Raw genomic sequence first — 19,559 nt, forward strand, 5'->3', positions numbered from 1 at the left:
TGGAAGGAGGCGCTGAACCAGTTCTCACTCTTCTTCGAGGACCGGCTCAGCATCCGATAACCACAAGGCACTTACACGAGATCGCTTACACGCCCGAGTTTCGCGGGACCGAGGACTCCGGTGCCGAGTCCAGGTCTGTCCCGACCACCACACCCTGTTCGACTTCGGGTGCGGTGGTCGGGAGGCTGCGCGAGGCTCCTCGCGTAGCGGGGCGCCGCGGGGTGGCGGGGTCAGAGGGTGGTGGGGAGGTCGGTGCGGGAGGTGATGCCGAGTTTGGGGTAGGCCTTGTAGAGGTGGTGGGCGACGGTGCGGGGGCTCAGGTAGAGCTGGGCGGCGATGTCGCGGTTGGTGAGGCCTCGGGCGGCGAGGCGGGCGATCTGGAGTTCTTGTGGGGTGAGGGGGGTCTGCGGGGTCCGGGGGGACGTGGTGGTGGGGGTCGCGGGGGTGCCGGTGGCGGCGAGTTCGGTGCGGGCGCGGGTGGACCAGGGGTGGGCGGCGAGGCGGTCGAAGGTCTCCAGGGCGGCGGTGAGGTGGGGGCGGGCGTCGGTGCGGCGGCGGGTGCGGCGCAGCCACTCGCCGTAGAGGAGCGCCGTGCGGGCCTGTTCGAAGGGGCGGTTGGTGGCGGCGTGCAGGTCGAGGGCGGCGCGGTAGGCGGATTCGGCGAGTTCGTCGGGGCCGAGGAGGGCCTGGCAGCGGAGGCGGAGGGCCTCGGCCCAGGGACGGTCGGCGGCGGCGGTCCAGCGGGCGAAGCGTTCGTACGGTTCGGCCGCGCGGTCCGGGGTGCCTAGGCGGACGCAGGCCTCGACCAGGTCGGGGACGGCCCGGGTGGCGCTGACGTGGTGGCGGTGCGGGCCGGTGGTGAGGGTGTGCAGGCGGTCGGCGGCGGCGCCGGCGCGGCCCTGGCCGAGGTCGTCCAGGGCGAGGGCCCAGTGGGCCCAGGGGAGGCCGGCGGCGGGGGCGGCGGTCTGCGGGCCGGTGGTGGCCAGGGCGGTGCCGGCCAGGGACGCGGCGGAGGGTTCGGTGCGGCCGTCGAGGGCGGCCAGGTAGGCGAGCAGGGCGGTGAGTTGGCTGACCCACTGGTGCTGGCCGGTGTCGCGGGCGAGGGCGAGGGCCTCGGTGGCGGTGACTTCGGCGTCCTGGTGGCGGCCGTGGAAGAGTTCGGCCTCGGCGAGGAAGAACTGCAGGGTGGGCAGGACCCCGATGGTGCCCTTGGCCCGGGCTTCGGCGACGAGTTCGGCCGCGAGTTCGGCGGTCTCCTCGTCGCGGCCGAGGATGAGGGTGGCGCCGCAGAGCTGGACGAGGTCGACGGGGCTCTCGGCCCCGGCCCTGCGGGCGGCCTCGGCGGGTTCCCGGACGGCCGGGAGGGGCCCGGAGGGCCGTCCGAGGGCGGGCAGGACGGCCGCGGGCAGGTGGCGGGCGAGTGGGGCGAGCGGGTCGTCCGCGGACAGCGGGAGGGCGGCGAGCCGGTCCAGTACGGCGGCCACCGGCTGCTCCCCCGCGTACCAGGCCGCGTGGAAGGCCTGGAACAGCATCCGGGCGGCGTGCGCCGGTTCGATGTCCGCGGCGGCGGCGTCGAGCAGCAGGCGGTGGGCGGTCGGGTAGGAGCCGCGCCAGAAGTGGGCGGTGGCCCGTACCTGGTCGAGCAGGGCGTGAGCCAGTGCGTCGTCGGTGCGGGCGGCGGCTTCGTCGGCGAGCGCTTCGGCCCGGGCCAACTCGCCTTCCTCGGTGGCGGCTTCGGCGGCGAGGACGAGGCGCCGGGTGGCGCCGTCGTGGTCGGGGGTGAGTCGGGCGGCGCGCTCGTAGGCGGCGGCGCCGCCACGGCCGCCGCGGCGTTCGGCGTGGACGGCGGCTCGTTCCAGGGCGTCGGCCAGGTCACTGTCGGGGGCGGTGGCGGCCAGGGCGAGGTGCCAGGTGCGGCGGTCGCCGTCCGGCAGGGCCGCGGCGACGGCCCGGTGCGCGGCCAGCCGCTGGTGGTGCGGGGCGCGTTGGAGGACGGCGGCGCGCAGCAGCGGGTGCCGGAAGGCGAGCCCGCGCTCGGAGGTGACCGTGACGAGGCCGAACTTCTCGGCGGGAGCGAGGTGTTCGGCGTCGACGCCGAGGGTGGCGGCGGCGGGCAGGACGACGGCCAGCTCGCCGCTCTCCTCGACGGCGGCGACCAGCAGCAGGGTCTGGGTGGCCGCGGGCAGGCCGGTGACCTGGCCGTGGAAGGCGATCAGCAGCCGGCTGGTGAGCGGTAGCGCGCCGGGCCCGCCGGGCGGCTGCGAGCCGGCCGTGAACGCCGCCGCGGCGATGGGCAGTTCGGTGAGCGCGAGCGGGTTCCCGGCGGCCTCGGCGAGCAGTCCGTTCCGGACGGCGGCGGGCAGCTCGGCGCCGGCCCGGTCGGCCAGCAGCCGGGTGGCGTCGGCCTCGGACAGGGCGGCGACGTGCAGTTCGGGCAGGCCGAGCGGCCGGTCGGTCGCGGCTTCGGCGCTGGTGCCGGTGGCACCTCCGGTGCGGGCGGCGAGGAGCAGCACGACGCCCTCGGCCTGGAGGCGGCGGGCGGCCAGCAGCAGGGCGTCCAGGGAGGCGCCGTCCAGCCACTGAACGTCGTCGACCACGCACAACAGCGGCCGGTCGGAGGCGAGTTCGGCGAGCAGTCCGAGGGTGGCGAGGCCGACGAGGAGCCGGTCGGCGGGCGACGACGACTCCTCGGCCAGGCCGAACGCCCGCTCCAGGGCCCGCCGTTGCGGACCGGGGAGGGCGGCCAGCCGGTCCAGGCCGGGCGCGAGCAGCATGCTCAGCCCGGCGAAGGGCAGTTCGGCCTCGTACTCGACGCCGGCCGCCCGGATCACCCGGAACCCGTCCCCGGCGCGCGCGACCGCGCCGTCCAGCAGCGCGGTCTTGCCGATGCCGGGCTCGCCCCGGAGCAGCAGCACGCCGCTGCGCCCGTCCCGAGCCGCCGCCAACAGGCCGTCCAAGGCGGCCTGTTCGTCTTCCCTCCCGTACAGCATGCCCCGACCCTACCCAGCCGCCGCCCGAGTCCGGCTACGTACCGCCGTCCGCTACGTACGCACCCCCTGCGGATACGTGACGGATTCGCCCGCGCCGGCCCGTCCCTAACGTGGTGAGCACCGGGAAACGCCCCGGCCAACACCCCACCACGACATGGGAGTCGACCATGACCGAGCTGACCGCCACCGCCCTCCAGCAGCTCGCCGAGCGCTACCTCGCGGTCTGGAACGAGACCGACCCGGCCGCCCGCCGCAAGCTGGTCGACGAGGTGTGGGCCGAGGACGGCCGCTACACCGACCCGCTGGCCGCCGTCGCCGGCCGGGACGCGATCGACGGCCTGATCGGCGCGGCCCAGGCGCAGTTCCCGGGCCTGCGGTTCACCCTCGGGCCGGTGGACGCGCACCACGACATCGCCCGGTTCACCTGGAACCTCGGGCCGGCCGGCGCCGAGCCGGTGGTGATCGGCTTCGACGTGCTGACGGCCACGCCGGACGGCCGGATCGGCGCGGTGTACGGCTTCCTGGACCGCGTCCCGGGCGTCTGAGCCGCCGGTCCGCACGGTGGGGAGCGGGCGGCCGGCCCCCGTGCCGCGCCCGCTCCCCACCGGCCCGACAACCCCCTTGAGGAGAGCCCGAGATGAGCACCGTCCTCGAATGCGACAGAACACGGCCGGTCACGGACGAGCCCGCCCCCCGCGGCCTGCTGCCGGTGGTCCTGACCGCGACCTTCATGACCGCCCTCGACGTCTTCGTCGTCAACGTCGCCGTCCCGTCCGTCCAGGCGGACCTGGGCGCCGGCCCGGCCGCCGTCCAGTGGGTGGTCGCCGGTTTCGGCCTGGCGCTGGCCGCCGGGCTGGTCACCGCCGGCCGCCTGGGCGACCGGTACGGCCGCCGCCGGGTGTTCGGCCTCGGCCTGGCCCTGTTCACGCTGGCCTCCGCGGGCTGCGGCCTCGCCCCCACCGCGGCGGCGCTGGTCGGCGCCCGGGTGGCGCAGGGCCTGGCGGCGGCGTTGATGGGCCCGCAGGTGCTGGCGATGCTGCGGACGGCGTTCAGCGGCGCGGCGCAGGCGCGGGCGTTCGCCCGGTACGGGCTGACGATGGGGCTCGGCGCGGTGTTCGGCCAGTTGATCGGCGGGCTGCTGATCCGGGCGGACGTCCTCGGTCTGGGCTGGCGCAGCTGCTTCCTGATCAACCTTCCGGTCGGCCTGGCCGCCCTGGGGCTGGTCCGCCGCTGCCTGCCGGAGTCCCGCGCGCCGCACCGGCCGGGGCTGGATCCGGTCGGCGTGCTGCTGGTGTCCGGTGCGCTGACCGGCCTGGTGCTGCCGTTGATCCAGGGCCCGGCGCTGGGCTGGCCGCTGTGGACGTGGTGCTGCCTGGGCGGCTCGCTCGCCCTGCTGGCCGGTTTCGCCGCCCACCAGCACCGCGCCACCCGGGCCGGCGGCTCGCCGCTGGTCGACACCCGGCTGTTCCGGAGCCGGGCCTTCGGCACCGGCCTGCTGGCCCAGTTCGCCTTCGTGCTCGGCCAGGGCTCGTTCTTCCTGGTGCTCGCCCTGCACCTGCAGTTCGGCCGGGGCCTGGACGCGCTCGGCGCCGGGCTGGTGTTCACCGCGATCGGGCTCGGCTACCTGCTGACCTCCCACGCCACCCACCGGGTCACCGCCCGGTTCGGCGGCCCCCGGACGATCGCCGCCGGCGGGCTGCTGATGGCCGCCGGGCTGGTGCTGCTCGCGCTCGCGGCGTACGGGGTGCCGGCCGGGAGCGTGTGGTGGCTGGCGCCCGGACTGTTCGTGGACGGCGTCGGCATGGGCCTGGTGATCGCCCCGGTGACGGCGGCGGCGCTGGCGGCCGCCGAGCCGCGGCTGGCCGGTTCGGCGGCGGGGGTGGTGTCGACGGTGCAGCAGGTCGGCGGGGCGCTGGGGGTCGCGCTGATCGGGCTGGTCTACTACGGCGCCGGCACGCCGACCGCCGCCTTCGGGCGCAGCGTGCTGGCGCTGGCGGTGCTGGAGCTGGTGCTGGTGGGCGTGGTGCTGCCGGGTGCGGTGTCGCGGCGCTCGGTGTCGCGGCGCTCGGTGCCGCGGGGTTAGAAGCCGCGGGGTTAGGTTCCGCGGGGTGCGGTGTCACGGCGCCAGGTGTCACGGGATGCGGTGCCGACGTACCGGACTGGGCTGCTGCCGCGCCGTCACGGCACGCCCCGTCAGCACTGATAGGCGGCAGGGACCGGCCCGGACCGGCCCGGACCGGCCCGGACCGGCCCGGACCGGCGCCGGTCGGCAGCGGGCGAACCGACGGGCGGGGCCCCGAAGTACACCCGCCCGTTCCCCTCCGTCCCCCCGATCGGGTTGGATGGTCGGATGAGCGAGGAGAAGAGCGCCGTACCGGCGTGGGAGCAGCGGTTCAGGGCCGCGCGGGTGTCACTGCCGGACTGGGCGGAGGACGCCCCCGACCGGGCGCTGTACGTGTCCAACGCGACCGGCACCTACGAGGTCTACGCCTGGGACCGCGCCACCGGCGCCCACCGCCGGGTCACCGACCGGCCGAACGGCACCACCGACGCCGAGCTGTCCCCGGACGGCCGGTGGATCTGGTGGTTCGACGACCAGGACGGCGACGAGTTCGGCGTGTGGCGCCGGCAGCCGTTCGCGGGCGGCCCCGACGAGGAGGCCGTGCCCGGCCTCGCCGCCTCCTACTCGGCCGGTCTGGCGCTCGGCCGCGACGGCACGGTCGTCGTCGGCCGCTCCACCGACGAGGACGGCACCACCCTGCACCTGCGCCGCGCCGGCGCCGCCGAGCCGGTCGAGATCTACCGGCACGAGGAGTACGGCGGGGTCGCCGACCTCAGCCACGACGGCACCCTGCTCGCCCTCGACCACACCGAGCACGGCGACGCCATGCACTCCGCGCTCCGGGTCTACCGGCTCACCGCGGACAGCGTCGAGACCGTCGCCGAGCTGGACGAGGTCACCGGCCGGGACGAGCCTCGCGGCGTCGCCTGCCTCGGCTTCGCCCCGGTCGAGGGCGACACCCGGATGCTGGTCGCGCACCAGCGCACCGGCCGCTGGGAGCCGATGATCTGGGACGTCGCCACCGGCGCCGAGACCGCGCTACTGCTGCGCGACGAGCAGGGCCGCGAACTGCCCGGCGACGTCTCCGCGCAGTGGCGGCCGGGCGCCGCGGAGCTGCTGGTCGAGCACGAGTACGAGGCGCGCAGCGAGCTGTTCTCGTACACGCTCGCGGACGGCCGGCTGACCCGCCTGGACACCCCGCGCGGCACCGTGGGCGGTGCCACCCCGCGCCCGGACGGCACCGTCGAGTACCTGTGGTCCTCGGCCGCCGAGCCGTCCGCCGTCCGCTCCACCACCGGGACGGTCGTGCTGCGGGCGCCCGGCCCGGTGCCGCCGGGCTCCGTCCCGGTCGAGGACGTCTGGGTCGACGGGCCCGGCGGGCGGGTGCACGCCCTGGTGCAGCGGCCGGCCGCCGGACCGGGCCCGTACCCGACCGTGTTCGAGATCCACGGCGGCCCGACCCACCACGACAGCGACTCCTTCGCCGCCGGCCCGGCCGCCTGGCTGGACCACGGCTTCGCCGTCGTCCGGGTCAACTACCGCGGCTCGACCGGCTACGGCCAGGCCTGGACGGACGCGCTGCGCGAGCGGGTCGGCCTGATCGAGCTGGAGGACATCGCCGCCGTCCGCGCGTGGGCGGTGGAGAGCGGCCTCGCCGACCCGCGGCGGCTGGTGCTCTCCGGCGGCAGCTGGGGCGGCTACCTGACCCTGCTCGGCCTCGGCGTGCAGCCGGAGGACTGGGCGCTCGGCGTCGCCGCCGTGCCCGTCGCCGACTACCACACCGCCTACGCCGACGAGATGGAGGCGCTCAAGTCGCTGGACCGCACGCTCTTCGGCGGCACGCCGGAGGAGGTGCCGGAGCGCTTCTCGGCCTCCTCGCCGCTGACGTACGTCGAGCGGGTGCGGGTGCCGGTCTACATCAGCGCGGGGGTCAACGACCCGCGCTGCCCGATCCGGCAGATCGAGAACTACGTCGAGCGGCTGGAGCAGCTCGGCAAGCCGCACGAGGTGTACCGCTACGACGCCGGGCACGGCTCGCTGGTGGTCGAGGAGCGGATCCGGCAGCTGCGGCTGGAGATCGACTTCGTCCGGCGGCACCTGGACGCGGCGGACGGCGGCAGCGGTGCCGGCGGGGAGACGACGTGAGGCGGGGACTGATCCTCGCCGGCGCGGCGGTGGCCGGGGCCCTGGTGCTCACCGGCTGCGCGGGCCGGCACGGGGCGGCGGCCGCCTGCCCGCCCCCGCCGGCGCCGCTCGGGTCGGCCGGGCCGGGTGCCGCCAGTGCGTCGCCCCCGGCGGCTCCGGCCCAGCCCGCGCCGGCCACGACGGCGACCGCGACCGCGACCGCGAAGCCCGGTGCGGCGGCCACGCCGACGAAGGCGGCCGCGGCCGGGACGGGCGCCGTGCGGCCGGCCGTGTACCCGGGAGGCGCCGCCTCGGCGGCCGCCGAGGCGGCGCTGCCGGCCAAGGGCGGATCGAAGGGGTCCGGCGACGGCAAGGGCTCCTCGGGCTCGCACGGCTCCGGTACCAAGGGGTCGAAGCCCGGGCGGACGGTCCACCACCACATCGACCACTACGACTCGGACGACGAGGGCCGCGGCCACTGCCACGGCGAGCCGGTGGTCACCGTCCCGCCGACCCCGGCCCCGGGGGCGACCAGCCCGACCGCACCGGCACTCGCGCACACACCGAGGCCGACTGCGCCGACGACGCCGGCCAGGCCCGCACTGCCGGGCGCGCCCGGCGGCCCGGCGACGGTGCCGGCGGCGCCCGCCAAGCCCACGCGCTAGCGAAGCGCCGCGGCCCAGCCCGCGCCAGCGAAGCGGCACGGCCCCGCGTGGCGGTGCGGAGGTCAGGTCAGGACCGGGTCCAGCCCGAGGGCCCGGTCCTGCTCCGCCTCCGCCTCGCGGCGCACCAGGCGGAACCACATGAAGACGACGAACCCGGCGAAGACGAACCACTCCAGGGTGTAGCCGAGGTTCTGGAACGCGCGCAGGGTGAGCCCGTCCCCGCCCTGCGGCTGGACGGTCGGCACCGTGGTCAGCCCGGCGGGCACCTCGTCGGCGGCGACCCAGCCGTCGTACCAGCCGTCGTACTCCAGCACGTTGAGCAGCGATGCCCGGTTGATCATGCCGAGTTGGCCGGGCGGCAGCCCGCCCGCGACGGCGCCGTTGCTGCCGACCGACTCGTTGGCCTGCAGCCGGCCGGTCACGGTCACCGGGCCGCTCGGCGGGGCGGCGGGGGCGGCACCGGCCGCGGGTGCCCCGGGGGCCCAGCCGCGGACGACGGCGACGGCGTGGCCGTCCGCGGTGCGCAGCGGGGTCAGCACGTAGTAGCCCTGCTTGCCGTCCAACACCCGGTTGGGCACGAGGAGTTGGTGCTCCCCGTCGTAGCTGCCGGCCACCGTCACGGGCTTGCCCACGGTCTCGGTGGTCACTTCCGGGGTGGCCTGGCCGAGCAGCGAGTCGATCGGTCTGGCCTCACCCGAAGCGGTGACGGCCTGCTTGTTCTTCTCGTGCGCGGAGGCCCGGTCCTCGAACCGGCCGAGCTGCCAGGAGCCCAGCCAGACGCACACCGCCACGGCCGCCACGGCCAGCGCGGTGCCGCTCAGCCAGCGGGGAGTGAGGAGGAACCGGTACACACCCCCACGGTAACCACTCTTCACACCCTTCCCGACCACAGGGGTCCCGCCGGGAGGGGCGGCCGGCGCCGGCGGAGCCGCCGCCGGGGGCCGCGGCGCACCGCCGCGGTCGGCCCGGGGGTGCCTCAGCCCGCCGCCGGTGAGCCCGGCTGTGCCGGGGCGGTGGTGCCCGCCGCCTGGACGCCGCCCCGGTAGACGGTGCCGCCCGTGCAGCCGAGCGGGACGGTGGTCGTGGCCGCCGCGGGGCTGCCGGGCGCCGGGGTGTGGGCGATGGTGACGGTGGCCGGTCCGCCGGTGGGGCCGGCGGTGGGGGTGGCGGTGGGGCTGGGCGCGCCGGTGGGTCCGGTGGTCGGGGTGGTGGTCGGCTGCGGGTTGGCGGTGGGTGCGACGGAGGCGCCGGCCGCCGGGGCGGCCGAGGCGGCGGGTGCCTGCTCCTGGGAGGCGCCGGCGGCCTGGTTGGGGCGGGCCGACCCGGCGGCGCCGGTGTTCCCGGTGCCGGTGCCGGTCCCGCCGGTGGTGCCGGAGCCGCCGCCCGTCCCGGTGGTGCCGCAGCTCTGGTCGGGGATCCACGCGAAGGGCACCCGGTAGCCGGCCTGCGGGGCCAGGACGGGTGGTTCGGTGTCCATCGCGGGCAGGCCGTCCGCCGGGTCGCCGGGGCTGTGGTCGACGATCCGGACGCGGCTGCGGTCGACCCCGGAGACGGCGGTGACGGAGACCGCGCCGGGCCCGCCGAGGCGGCACGTGCTCGCGGAGACGTTGTAGACGGTGAACGAGCCGTACACCCGCCCGGCGGCGTCGGCGGTGCCGACCTGTGCGGTGCCCTGGCCGAGGTCGGCGCGGGAGCACAGCGGGACGAGGACGGAGTTGCTGGCCCCGGCCGGCGCCGGGGCGGAGCCGTCCGGGCGGGCCGTGCCGGCGTCGGCGCTGGGCGAGGCGACGGCGGTGCCGGACGCCGAGGCGGAGGAGCCCCAGCCGTCCGGGCCCGTGTGCGGGGCGGTGGAGCCGCCGGTGGTGCCGGTGGCACTGCCGGTGGCGGCGGAGGTCGAGGCCTTGGCGGAGTCCCCGGGGCCGCCGGAGAGCCCGAGGTGTTCACCGTCGTGCAGCGCGGGCAGGACGACCGCGACGGCCAGGGCGAGCGCGGCGGCGCCGGTCCAGGCGCCGCGCCGGGCCGCCCGCCGCCGGGGGACGGCCCGCTGGATGCGGGGCAGTCCGCCGGGGACGGGTTGGATGCCGGCGACGGCGTGGTGCATCAGCGCGCGGACGGCCCGCTCGTCCGCGGACAGCCCCCCGCCGGACAGCCCCCCGCCGGACAACTCGCCCACGGAGGGCCCCCCGCCGGACAGCTGCCCGAGCGACGGCCCGTCCGCCGGGAGTCCGGCGCCCGGCAGCTCCGCGCCGTCAGCCATGGCCGGCCTCCATCTGGGCCCGCAGCGCGGCGAGCCCGCGCGAGCCGTAGGCCTTCACCGATCCGAGCGAGATGCCCAGGGTCTCGGCGACCTGCGCCTCCGTCATGTCCACGAAGTAACGCAGCACCAGAACCTCCCGCTGACGGCGTTGCAGACCACGCAGCGCGGCCTTCAACTGGTCGCGCTCCAGCGCATCGTAGGCGCCTTCTTCTGCACTGGCCATGTCAGGCATGGGCTTCTGCAGCAGCCTCAGGCCGAGGATCCGGCGGCGCAGCGTGGAGCGGGACAGGTTGACGACGGTCTGCCGCAGGTAGGCCAGGGTCTTCTCGGGCTCGCGCACCCGGCGGCGGGCGGCGTGCACCCGGATGAACGCCTCCTGCACGACGTCCTCGCAGGTCGAGAGGTCGTCCAGGAGCAGCGCGGCGAGGCGCAGCAGGGATCTGTAGTGCGCCTGGTAGGTCTCGGTCAGCAGGTCCTCGCTGGTACCCGCGTCGGTACCGGCGCCGGAGTCCGCCGCACCGGGTGCGACCGCGGTCATCTGGCTTTCTTCCGGCCTACTCGCAGGCCACTGGACGCGCGAGGGGAACGTCACCGCGGTCGTCGCCGAGATGCCCGCCCCTGCCCCCACCATCACGTTCGCCACGCCCGTTGGACACTCGATCCCCTGTCATGGTTGCCCAGCCCGAGGGACATTCTTCCGCATCGGCGGAAGTGCCCTCCAGGGAATTCGAGAGGGTTTCCGGACAGATTGTGGGGGGAGACCGTACGGACGCTAGACAGGTTGCAGCTCGCGGGCCACCAGTTCGGCGATCTGGAGCAGGTTGAGCGCGGCGCCCTTGCGCAGGTTGTCGCCGCAGAGGAACAGGTCGAGGGCCTCCGGCTCGTCCAGGGCGCGGCGCACCCGCCCGACCCACACCGGGTCCGTCCCGACCACGTCGTTCGGCGTGGGGAACTCGCCGGCCGCCGGGTCGTCGTAGAGGACGACGCCGGGGGCGTCCCGCAGGATCTCCTGCGCGTGCTCCTGGGTGACCTCGCGTTCGAACCGCGCGTGCACGGCCAGCGCGTGGGTGCGGACGACCGGCACGCGCACGCAGGTCGCGGAGACCCGCAGCGCGGGCAGGCTGAGGATCTTGCGCGACTCGTCCCGGATGCCGAGCTCCTCGGAGGACCAGCCGCCCTCCCGCAGCGACCCGGACCAGGGCACCGCGTTGTACACGAGCGGGGCCGCGAACGGCCCGTGGTCGGCGATCACCGCGCGCAGGTCGCCGGTCTTGCGGCCGGCCGTCGTGCCCGTGACCAGCGCGGTCTGCCCGCGCAGCGCCGTCTCGCCGGCCCGGCCCTCGCCGGTGGCGGCCTGGTAGGAGGCGACGACCAGCTGTGCCAGCCCGTACTCGGCGTGCAGCGCCCAGAGGGCGGCGATCATCGCGAGGGTGGTGCTCGCCGGGCTGGCGACGATGCCGCGCGGGCGGATCCGCACCGCGGCGGCGTTGACCTCGGGGACGACCAGCGGCACGTCCTCGGCGGCCCGGAAGGCGGCCGAGTCGTCGACCACCACGACGCCCTTGGCCGCCGCGATCGGCGCCCACTGGGCGGAGACCGGCTCGGGCACGGCGAACACGGCGACGTCGACGCCGGCGAACGCCTCCTCCGTCAGCGGGACGACCTCGACGGCCTCCCCGCGCACGACCGCCGTACGGCCGGCCGAGCGCGGAGAGGCGATCAGGCGGATCTCGCCCCACACGTCCTGACGGAGCGCGAGCAGACCGAGCAGCACCTCACCGACCGCGCCGGTGGCGCCGACGACGGCGAGGTTCGGCCGCCGGGTCATCGCCCGCGGCCCCCGGCCGCCCGGCGGCTCATCGGCCGGTGCCGCCGTAGACGACGGCCTCGTCGCTCTCGCTGTCCAGGCCGAAGGCGCTGTGCACGGCGCGGACCGCCTCCGGCACGTCGTCGGCGCGGGTGACCACCGAGATGCGGATCTCCGAGGTGGAGATCAGCTCGATATTGACGCCCGCGGCGGACAGCGCCTCGAAGAAGGTCGCCGTGACACCCGGGTTGGAGCGCATGCCCGCGCCGACCAGCGAGATCTTGCCGATCGCGTCGTCGTAGCGCAGCGACTCGTAGCCGATGCCCTCCTTGACCCGGCCGAGCGCGTCGATGGCCTTCTGGCCCTCGGTCTTGGGCAGGGTGAAGGAGATGTCGGTCAGACCGGTCGACGCGGCGGAGACGTTCTGCACCACCATGTCGATGTTGACCTCGGCGTCGGCGATGGCACGGAAGATGCGCGCCGCCTCGCCGGGCTTGTCGGGCACACCGACGACGGTGACCTTCGCCTCGGAGGTGTCGTGGGCGACTCCGGAGATGATGGCCTGCTCCATCTCGCCCCCTTCGGGCTTGTTCGGGTTGTCGTTGCTGACGATCGTCCCGGGAAGACCCGAGAAGGACGAGCGTACGTGAATCGGGATGTTGTAGCGACGGGCGTACTCAACACACCGATCGAGCAGCACCTTGGAACCCGACGAGGCCAGCTCCAGCATGTCCTCGTAGGCGATCCAGTCGATCTTGCGGGCCTTCTTCACCACGCGCGGGTCGGCGGTGAACACGCCGTCCACGTCGGTGTAGATCTCGCAGACCTCGGCCTTGAGCGCGGCCGCCAGCGCGACCGCGGTGGTGTCCGAACCGCCGCGGCCCAGCGTGGTGATGTCCTTGCTGGACTGCGACACGCCCTGGAAGCCGGCCACGATCGCGATGTTGCCCTCGTCCAGGGCGGTGCGGATGCGACCCGGCGTCACGTCGATGATGCGCGCCTTGTTGTGGACGGAGTCCGTGATGACACCGGCCTGGCTGCCCGTGAAGGACTGCGCCTCGTGCCCCAGGGATTTGATCGCCATGGCCAGCAGTGCCATGGAGATGCGCTCTCCAGCGGTCAGCAGCATGTCGAACTCACGGCCGGCAGGGAGCGGTGACACCTGCTCCGCGAGTTCGATGAGCTCGTCCGTCGTGTCGCCCATCGCGGACACCACGACGACGACCTCATGGCCGGCCTTCTTGGCGTCAACGATTCGACGGGCCACGCGCTTGATGCCTTCGGCATCCGCAACGGATGAGCCGCCGTACTTCTGCACGACAAGGCCCACGTGCGCTCCTCGACTAGGTCGTTTCCGGGGGCGCCAGGCCCCCGCACCCCACCGGGTGGAGGGGGGTGTGCGGTCCGCGTCAGTCTACCGAGCGGTCCTGCCCCGACCGGGGCTTTCCATATGATGAGACGGGCGTTTCAGCACGTGGGCGGCGGTGCGGGGGCCCGCACCGGCAGGTCTGCGGGGAATCCGGCACCGCTCCGAAGAATCGGCGCCGGGGAGGACGGGGCCCCGGCCGGATTTCCCTTCCGGGCGGACCGCTGAGGCGTGCATCACAATTCCGCCCGGCCCGGCCCGGCCGCCACGACCCGCCACGACCCGCCGCGACCCGCCGCCGCGCGGACCGTTCAGCGCCCGAGACCCAGCTCGGCCGCCATCAGGTCGCCGGCCTGCTGCTCCAGCTGCTCGTCGGTGAGCCCGTCGTCGTCGGTGTCCGCACCGTCCGGCACCGCACCGATCGGGCTGTCCAGCCGGACGTGCGCGATCAGCGACTGCAGCGCCCGCAGCACCGCCGAGCAGGTCGTGCCCCAGTTCGACAGGTACGAGAACTGCCACCACCACAGCGCCTCGCTGACCCGGCCCTCGCGGTAGTGCGTCAGGCCGTGCTGCAGCTCGCCGACCACCCCGGCCAGGTCGTCCGAGATCCGGAAGGCGTTCGGCTTCTCCGGCGGACCGTACGGGTCGAAGACCTCGTGGTAGACGTCGATCGGCGCCAGCAGCGCGGCCAGACGCTCGCGCAGCTGCTCGCCGTCCGGCTCCGGCCCGGCGTCGGGCTCGAAGCGGTCGTCCGGGACGACGTCCTCGATGGCGCCCAGCCGGCCGCCCGCCAGCAGCAGCTGCGAGACCTCCAGGAGCAGCAGCGAGACCGCGCTGCCCGGCTCGTCGCCCTTGGCGACCTCGGTGACGGCGAGTACGAAGCTCTCCACCGAGTCGGCGATCTGGACGGCGAAGTCGTCCGGCTCCGAGCCGTGGCCGTGGGTGTGCGGGGCCGCTCCGGTGTGCGGGGCGTGGGGCTGCTGGTTGGGGGTCCGGTCAGACATCGAGCAGTCGTCTCCCTTCGAAGGCGCGGCCGAGGGTGACCTCGTCCGCGTACTCCAGATCCCCGCCGACGGGCAGACCGCTCGCCAGACGGGTCACCTTCAGGCCCATCGGCTTGCAGAGCCGGGCCAGGTAGGTGGCGGTCGCCTCCCCCTCCAGGTTGGGGTCGGTGGCCAGGATCAGCTCGGTGACCGTGCCGTCCGCGAGGCGCGCGAGCAGCTCGCGGATGCGCAGGTCGTCCGGGCCGACGCCCTCGATGGGGCTGATCGCGCCGCCCAGCACGTGGTAGCGGCCGCGGAACTCGCGGGTGCGCTCGATGGCGACGACATCCTTGGGCTCCTCGACCACGCAGATGACGCCGAGGTCGCGGCGCGGGTCCAGGCAGACCCGGCAGTGCTCGGCCTCCGCGACGTTGCCGCAGACCGCGCAGAAGCGGACCTTGTCCTTGACCTCCAGCAGCGCGTGCGCGAGGCGGCGCACGTCGGTCGGGTCGGCCTGCAGCACGTGGAACGCGATCCGCTGGGCGCTCTTGGGCCCGACGCCGGGCAGCCTGCCCAGTTCGTCGATCAGGTCCTGAACCACGCCCTCGTACAACGTCGCGCCTTCCCTCGTGCTCGGATGGTCCGTGTGCTCCGGTGCCATCATCCAACGAATCGGGCGCCGGACACACCGCCCGACGCCCGACTCCCACATAAATCACATGGGTCCATCGCCTGAACTTCCGACCATCGGACCCGTTCCGCCGGCCACCAGCCGGCGGGCAGCGCCTTCGGCCGGAAGAGCGGAGGTCAGAAGGGCAGACCGGGGATGCCGCCACCCATGCCCTGGGTCAGCGGGCCCATCCGCTCCGCCTGCATCTTCTGCGCGGCCTGGTTGGCGTCCCGCACGGCCGCCAGGACCAGGTCGGCCAGCGTCTCGGTGTCCTCCGGGTCGACGGCCGCGGGAGCGATGGTCAGCGCCACCAGCTCACCGGAACCGGTGACCGTGGCCTCGACCAGGCCACCGCCCGCCGAACCCTTCACCTTCGCCTCGGCCAGCTCCTGCTGCGCCTGGGCGAGGGCCTGCTGCATCTTCTGCGCCTGCTTCATCAACTGCTGCATGTTGGGCTGGCCACCACCGGGGAACACGGCTCACTCCTTGCTGTCACACGGTCGTTCTCTCGTCACCGCCGAGCCTACGGGCTCGGCGGTGACTACGGTCCCCGTCCGGTCCCCGTCCAGCGCTCGGCTCCGCGCTCGGCCGGTGCTCGGCCCGGTTCCCGCCCGGTGCTCGGCCCGGTTCCCGCCCGGTTCCCGCTCAGTTCCCGCGGTGGTGGATCTCCTCCAGGACGGTGGCACCCAGCTCGCGGATGATCAGCTCCTGGCCGGAGAACGCCTCCTCGGTGAGGTCCGGGTCGTCCTCCTCCGGGATGTCGTCCTCCGGAGCCACCGCCGGCGGCGCCGCGACGGGCGGCGGCGGGGGCGTGCGCGGCACCGGGGCGGGCGCCGGAGCCTGGGCCTGCGGCCGGGGCGCCGACTGGACCGGGGCCGCGGGGGCCTGCGGCTGGACGGGTGCCGGTGCGGGCACCGGCGCGGGCGCGGCCATCGGCGGCGCGGCGGCCGCCGGACGGGCCGGAGCCCCCCAGCCACCACCACCGGCCGGGGCGGCGCTCTGGGCCGCGCCCGCGCCCGCGCCACCGGACGGGTCGACGATGCACTCGATCCGCCAGTCCACGCCCAGCGCGTCCGTCAGCGCCTGGCGCAGCACGTCGTCGCTGTTGCTGCCGACGAAGCTGTCCCGGGCGCCCGCGTTGATGAACGACACCTGCAGCACGCTGCCGTCGAAGCCCGCCACCTGGCCGTTCTGGCTGAGCAGGATCCAGGTGAAGCGGCGGCGGTTCTTCACCGCCTCCAGGATCTGCGGCCACAGCTGGCGGACCTGCGCGGCGCCCTGCTGCGCGGAGGCCGAGGGCTGGCCGCCGGGGGCGGCGGCGGGGACCGGCGCCGGGGCCGGCGCGGGCGGCGGGGTGTGGACGGGGGCCGGCTGCTGCGGCGGGGCCTGGGCGGCCGGGGGTGCGGCGGGGGCCGCCGCCGGAGCGCCGCCGGCGGGCGGGAAGCTGCGCGGGATCGGCCAGGCGCCCGGCGCCGGGCCGGCGGGGGCTGCGGGGGCCGCAGGGGCCGCAGGTGGTGCGGCCTCCGGCATCGCCACGGGCGCGGGGGCGGGGGCGGGGGCGGGGGCGGCCATGGGGGCGGGAGCGGGCGCGGGAGCCGCGGCCGGCACCTCCACGGGTGCGGCCATCGGCACGGGCGCGGCCGGCATCCCCATCACGGGCGCGGCGAAGCCACCCGCCGTCGCCCGCCGCTCCAGCTTGTCCAGGCGCGCCTGCAGCGACAGCTCGTCGCTGTACGCGCCCGGCAGCATCACCCGGGCGCAGATCAGCTCCAGCTGCAGCCGGGGAGCCGCGTTGCCGCGCATCTCCGTCAGCCCGGTGTTGACGATGTCGGCGGCCCGGCTCAGCTCGGCCGCGCCGAAGCCGTCCGCCTGGGCCTGCATCACGGCGATCCGGTCGGCCGGCGCGTCGATCAGCCCCTTCTCCCCCGCCTCCGGAACGGTGGCGAGGATCACCAGGTCGCGCAGCCGCTCCAGCAGGTCGGTGACGAAGCGGCGCGGATCGTGCCCGCCCTCGACCACCCGGTCGATCACCTGGAACACCGTCGCCCCGTCCTGCGCGGCGAAGGCGTCCACCACCTCGTCCAGCAGCGCGGAGTCGGTGTACCCGAGCAGTGCCGTCGCCATCGTGTAGGTGACGCCCTCGTCCCCGGCACCGGCCAGCAGCTGGTCCATGACCGACATCGAGTCACGCACCGAGCCCGCGCCGGCCCGCACCACCAGCGGGAACACCGGGTCCTCGACCTGGATGCCCTCCCGCCCGCAGACCTCCGCCAGGTAGTCGCGCAGCGTGCCGGGCGGGACCAGCCGGAACGGGTAGTGGTGCGTCCGGGACCGGATCGTCCCGATCACCTTCTCCGGCTCGGTGGTCGCGAAGATGAACTTGAGGTGCTCCGGCGGCTCCTCCACCACCTTGAGCAGCGCGTTGAACCCGGCCGAGGTCACCATGTGCGCCTCGTCCAGGATGAAGATCTTGTACCGGCTGTGCACCGGCGCGAAGAACGCCCGCTCGCGCAGCTCGCGCGCGTCGTCCACACCACCGTGCGAGGCGGCGTCGATCTCGATCACGTCGATCGAGCCGGGCCCGCCCGTCGCCAGGTCCCGGCAGGACTGGCACTCCCCGCAGGGCGTCGGCGTCGGGCCCTGCTCACAGTTCAGGCAGCGGGCCAGGATGCGCGCGCTCGTCGTCTTGCCACAGCCGCGCGGCCCGCTGAACAGGTACGCGTGGTTGACCCTGTTGTTGCGCAGGGCCTGCTGGAGCGGAGCGGTCACGTGCTCCTGCCCGATGACCTCCGCGAAGGTCTCGGGGCGGTAGCGGCGGTACAGGGCTAGGGACACACCCCCGACGATATCGGGACGGACCGACAAACGCGTCGCCCCTCGTCCCGCCCACCCACTCCCGGGAACGCAAAGACCCCCCGTGCACCCGCCAGAGCCCTCCTACCCTTGCTGCCTTCCGGCCCTGGGGGGGTTCAGAGAGATGACGCCACACGAGGGGCTGACCCCCACACTACCGGATTCCCGCCCCGACGATCCACAGGCCACCCCCGCCCCCTCACCTCGGGATAGCTGGTCGCGAGCACCCCGAAACATGTACTAAGCTCTCCCACGGAGGATTCGCCTAGAGGCCTAGGGCGCACGCTTGGAAAGCGTGTTGGGGGCAACCCCTCACGAGTTCGAATCTCGTATCCTCCGCCTTCGCCCGCCAGGGCAAGCGAGGGCCCCGACCGCTCAGCGGTCGGGGCCCTCGGCGTTGTGTGGTCTCAGTTTTGGTCTCAGTTGTGATCTGGCCCCCACGGGCCTCGCACCGCCAAGATCCGCAGGACTCACCCCCAGGCTCTCGCCCGCGCCGTCCACCGCTACTCGAACGATGACGCAGCAAGGCAGGCCCACCTAAGGTCGAAGCGCGATCCAGAGCGCTGCCATGGTGCCCGTCGATCGTCTGATCGGGCAGCGACTCACTCGGTTAACCCTGACGTGTAGGAGCAGTATCGTCGGACGGCAGTGGTTCTGAGGGGGGCTCATGCGACTGGTAGCTGCCTATACCCCGTTAGGGCTCTACGCAGCCTGGCGGCGGCGGGGAGTACGGCGGGGCGAGCGCGCTGTAGCCGCCATGGACAACGCGCTGCGGACACTCGGAATACAGGCTCAGACAACCGAGACCGCCGGCTTTCTACGGGCGCACCATCGCGCCCGGCTCCGCAGCGGCCCGGCCATGGTGCTCGGCTCGGTACTGTCTCTGATTCTTCTGGGACTTCTAGGAGCCCACGGGCCTGGTTGGATCGGCCGCCCGGGTCAGTCAGCAACGCCCAGCACATTCCAGTTGCTCGTCGACGCCCTCTGCCTCGTCCCCGAGATCGTCTCCTTGTGGTTCGTAGACAGGTTCGATGGGCAGAGCTTCCGCCTTGTTCACATCATTGTGCGAGCCGTCAGCGCATGCGGCGATGCATACAACGCACCAGCTATACGGCGCGCGGTATGCCTGCGCACCGTGGAAGTGAGGTGCCGGAAGGTTGGCTTCGAGCTACAGATGATCCACGCGCGCGACGGCGCACGTTCTCGCTTCTCTCCCCGTAACCGCGAAGTACGCAAGCACGCGTCGCGCGTACGCAAGCGTCTCTTCCAGTTGGAGTCCGAGCTGGATGCCAATCCGAAGGAGGCGCTGCGCAGTCTTGCCGAGGCGCTTGCCATCGTGGCTGAGAACTACAGCGCGGGGAACACCCGCAGTCTCCTTCCTGCAAGCGAACTCCCAGCGGAGTCCAACCTGCTGCAGGACGAGCGCCTTCGCGTCATCGGGGCAGTAACAAGCGCCGCAGCCGCCGTGTGGTGGATCAGTGCGCACCTTTCCGGCGTGGCGCAGGCGTTCAGCATCGCGATGGCCCCGGCCTTGGCCTTCGTACTCTTCTTTGGCATCGACCGAGGGTTGTCGCTCTTCACTCGCCTCAAGTCGGGGTCCGATCAACCCGCCGCCTCAAGCCCGAGCACCTCGCCAGAGACCGCTACTGAGGAAACATCAGCCGAAACCCGCTCTCCGGCCACGTAGAGCCAGCCTGCCTGGGGATCTTGTGGGCCCCGACCATGTAACCGGGGCCCTGCGTAGGGTCGTGGCGCTAGAGGACATCTCATTTGGACGGCCGA

Annotated in this window: 15 protein-coding genes, 1 tRNA gene and 1 other RNA gene; 6 read left to right on the plus strand and 11 right to left on the minus strand. The window is 74.5% G+C overall.

Annotated elements, in window-relative coordinates:
• Positions 1 to 230 precede the first annotated feature (230 nt).
• Positions 231 to 2,990, minus strand: a complete 2,760-nt coding sequence (locus ACPC54_RS03005; RefSeq protein WP_498960570.1) for a helix-turn-helix transcriptional regulator — start codon at positions 2,988 to 2,990, stop codon at positions 231 to 233.
• 167 nt (positions 2,991 to 3,157) lie between these two features.
• On the opposite strand from ACPC54_RS03005, the gene ACPC54_RS03010 reads away from it, so the two are divergent.
• The 4 genes from ACPC54_RS03010 to ACPC54_RS03025 all read left to right on the plus strand — a co-directional run bounded on the left by ACPC54_RS03010 (position 3,158) and on the right by ACPC54_RS03025 (position 7,841).
• Positions 3,158 to 3,535: a nuclear transport factor 2 family protein gene (locus tag ACPC54_RS03010; protein WP_498960572.1), complete on the plus strand. Its 378-nt coding sequence runs from the start codon at positions 3,158 to 3,160 to the stop codon at positions 3,533 to 3,535.
• 92 nt (positions 3,536 to 3,627) lie between these two features.
• On the plus strand, positions 3,628 to 5,073 hold the full coding sequence (locus ACPC54_RS03015; protein WP_498960574.1) for an MFS transporter: 1,446 nt from the start codon (positions 3,628 to 3,630) through the stop codon (positions 5,071 to 5,073).
• A gap of 267 nt (positions 5,074 to 5,340) precedes the next feature.
• Positions 5,341 to 7,197 (plus strand): S9 family peptidase, encoded by a 1,857-nt coding sequence (locus tag ACPC54_RS03020; RefSeq protein ID WP_498960576.1) that lies wholly within the window; start codon positions 5,341 to 5,343, stop codon positions 7,195 to 7,197.
• On the plus strand, positions 7,194 to 7,841 hold the full coding sequence (locus ACPC54_RS03025) for a hypothetical protein (RefSeq protein WP_498960578.1): 648 nt from the start codon (positions 7,194 to 7,196) through the stop codon (positions 7,839 to 7,841). The genes ACPC54_RS03020 and ACPC54_RS03025 overlap by 4 nt, the downstream gene beginning before the upstream one ends.
• Positions 7,842 to 7,903: 62 nt before the next feature.
• Here the strand turns inward: ACPC54_RS03025 and ACPC54_RS03030 are convergent, their stop codons facing one another.
• The 10 genes from ACPC54_RS03030 to ffs form a co-directional block, all read right to left on the minus strand.
• Complete coding sequence (locus tag ACPC54_RS03030; protein ID WP_498960580.1) at positions 7,904 to 8,692, minus strand: SURF1 family protein; 789 nt, start codon at positions 8,690 to 8,692, stop codon at positions 7,904 to 7,906.
• 125 nt (positions 8,693 to 8,817) lie between these two features.
• Entirely contained in the window at positions 8,818 to 10,098 is a 1,281-nt protein-coding gene (locus ACPC54_RS03035) for a hypothetical protein (protein ID WP_498960582.1), read from the minus strand.
• A complete protein-coding gene (locus tag ACPC54_RS03040; protein WP_498960584.1) occupies positions 10,091 to 10,636 on the minus strand; it encodes a SigE family RNA polymerase sigma factor in 546 nt (181 codons plus the stop codon). The genes ACPC54_RS03035 and ACPC54_RS03040 overlap by 8 nt, the downstream gene beginning before the upstream one ends.
• Before the next feature lie 234 nt (positions 10,637 to 10,870).
• Positions 10,871 to 11,926 carry an aspartate-semialdehyde dehydrogenase gene (locus ACPC54_RS03045; protein ID WP_498960586.1) on the minus strand — a complete coding sequence of 352 codons (1,056 nt, stop codon included), beginning with the start codon at positions 11,924 to 11,926 and terminating at the stop codon, positions 10,871 to 10,873.
• 28 nt (positions 11,927 to 11,954) lie between these two features.
• Positions 11,955 to 13,235 carry an aspartate kinase gene (locus ACPC54_RS03050; protein WP_030288196.1) on the minus strand — a complete coding sequence of 427 codons (1,281 nt, stop codon included), beginning with the start codon at positions 13,233 to 13,235 and terminating at the stop codon, positions 11,955 to 11,957.
• Positions 13,236 to 13,582: 347 nt separating this feature from the next.
• Positions 13,583 to 14,275: a DUF5063 domain-containing protein gene (locus ACPC54_RS03055; RefSeq protein WP_498960588.1), complete on the minus strand. Its 693-nt coding sequence runs from the start codon at positions 14,273 to 14,275 to the stop codon at positions 13,583 to 13,585.
• Positions 14,268 to 14,867, minus strand: a complete 600-nt coding sequence (gene recR / locus ACPC54_RS03060; protein WP_498960590.1) for a recombination mediator RecR — start codon at positions 14,865 to 14,867, stop codon at positions 14,268 to 14,270. Before recR ends, ACPC54_RS03055 begins: the two co-directional genes overlap by 8 nt.
• Positions 14,868 to 15,061: 194 nt before the next feature.
• Entirely contained in the window at positions 15,062 to 15,400 is a 339-nt protein-coding gene (locus ACPC54_RS03065; RefSeq protein ID WP_498960592.1) for a YbaB/EbfC family nucleoid-associated protein, read from the minus strand.
• A gap of 169 nt (positions 15,401 to 15,569) precedes the next feature.
• Positions 15,570 to 17,759 (minus strand): DNA polymerase III subunit gamma and tau, encoded by a 2,190-nt coding sequence (locus tag ACPC54_RS03070; protein ID WP_498960594.1) that lies wholly within the window; start codon positions 17,757 to 17,759, stop codon positions 15,570 to 15,572.
• A gap of 68 nt (positions 17,760 to 17,827) precedes the next feature.
• Positions 17,828 to 17,924: signal recognition particle sRNA small type (gene ffs / locus ACPC54_RS03075), an RNA gene on the minus strand.
• A gap of 107 nt (positions 17,925 to 18,031) precedes the next feature.
• Between ffs and ACPC54_RS03080 the strand changes: the two genes are divergently transcribed.
• Positions 18,032 to 18,116: transfer RNA gene (locus tag ACPC54_RS03080), tRNA-Ser, on the plus strand.
• Positions 18,117 to 18,744: 628 nt separating this feature from the next.
• Positions 18,745 to 19,464, plus strand: a complete 720-nt coding sequence (locus tag ACPC54_RS03085) for a hypothetical protein (RefSeq protein ID WP_498960596.1) — start codon at positions 18,745 to 18,747, stop codon at positions 19,462 to 19,464.
• The last annotated feature ends 95 nt before the right edge of the window (positions 19,465 to 19,559 follow it).

The sequence above is a fragment of the Kitasatospora sp. NPDC094028 genome (assembly GCF_049543595.1).
GTDB lineage: Bacteria > Actinomycetota > Actinomycetes > Streptomycetales > Streptomycetaceae > Kitasatospora.

Bases quoted from the DNA above. Each gene is read 5' to 3' on its own strand.
- ACPC54_RS03005 (WP_498960570.1), bottom strand. From the start codon at position 2,990: ATGCTGTACGGGAGGGAAGACGAACAGGCCGCCTTGGACGGCCTGTTG.
- ACPC54_RS03010 (WP_498960572.1), top strand. From the start codon at position 3,158: ATGACCGAGCTGACCGCCACCGCCCTCCAGCAGCTCGCCGAGCGCTAC.
- ACPC54_RS03015 (WP_498960574.1), top strand. From the start codon at position 3,628: ATGAGCACCGTCCTCGAATGCGACAGAACACGGCCGGTCACGGACGAG.
- ACPC54_RS03020 (WP_498960576.1), top strand. From the start codon at position 5,341: ATGAGCGAGGAGAAGAGCGCCGTACCGGCGTGGGAGCAGCGGTTCAGG.
- ACPC54_RS03035 (WP_498960582.1), bottom strand. From the start codon at position 10,098: ATGGCTGACGGCGCGGAGCTGCCGGGCGCCGGACTCCCGGCGGACGGG.
- ACPC54_RS03040 (WP_498960584.1), bottom strand. From the start codon at position 10,636: ATGACCGCGGTCGCACCCGGTGCGGCGGACTCCGGCGCCGGTACCGAC.
- ACPC54_RS03045 (WP_498960586.1), bottom strand. From the start codon at position 11,926: ATGACCCGGCGGCCGAACCTCGCCGTCGTCGGCGCCACCGGCGCGGTC.
- ACPC54_RS03055 (WP_498960588.1), bottom strand. From the start codon at position 14,275: ATGTCTGACCGGACCCCCAACCAGCAGCCCCACGCCCCGCACACCGGA.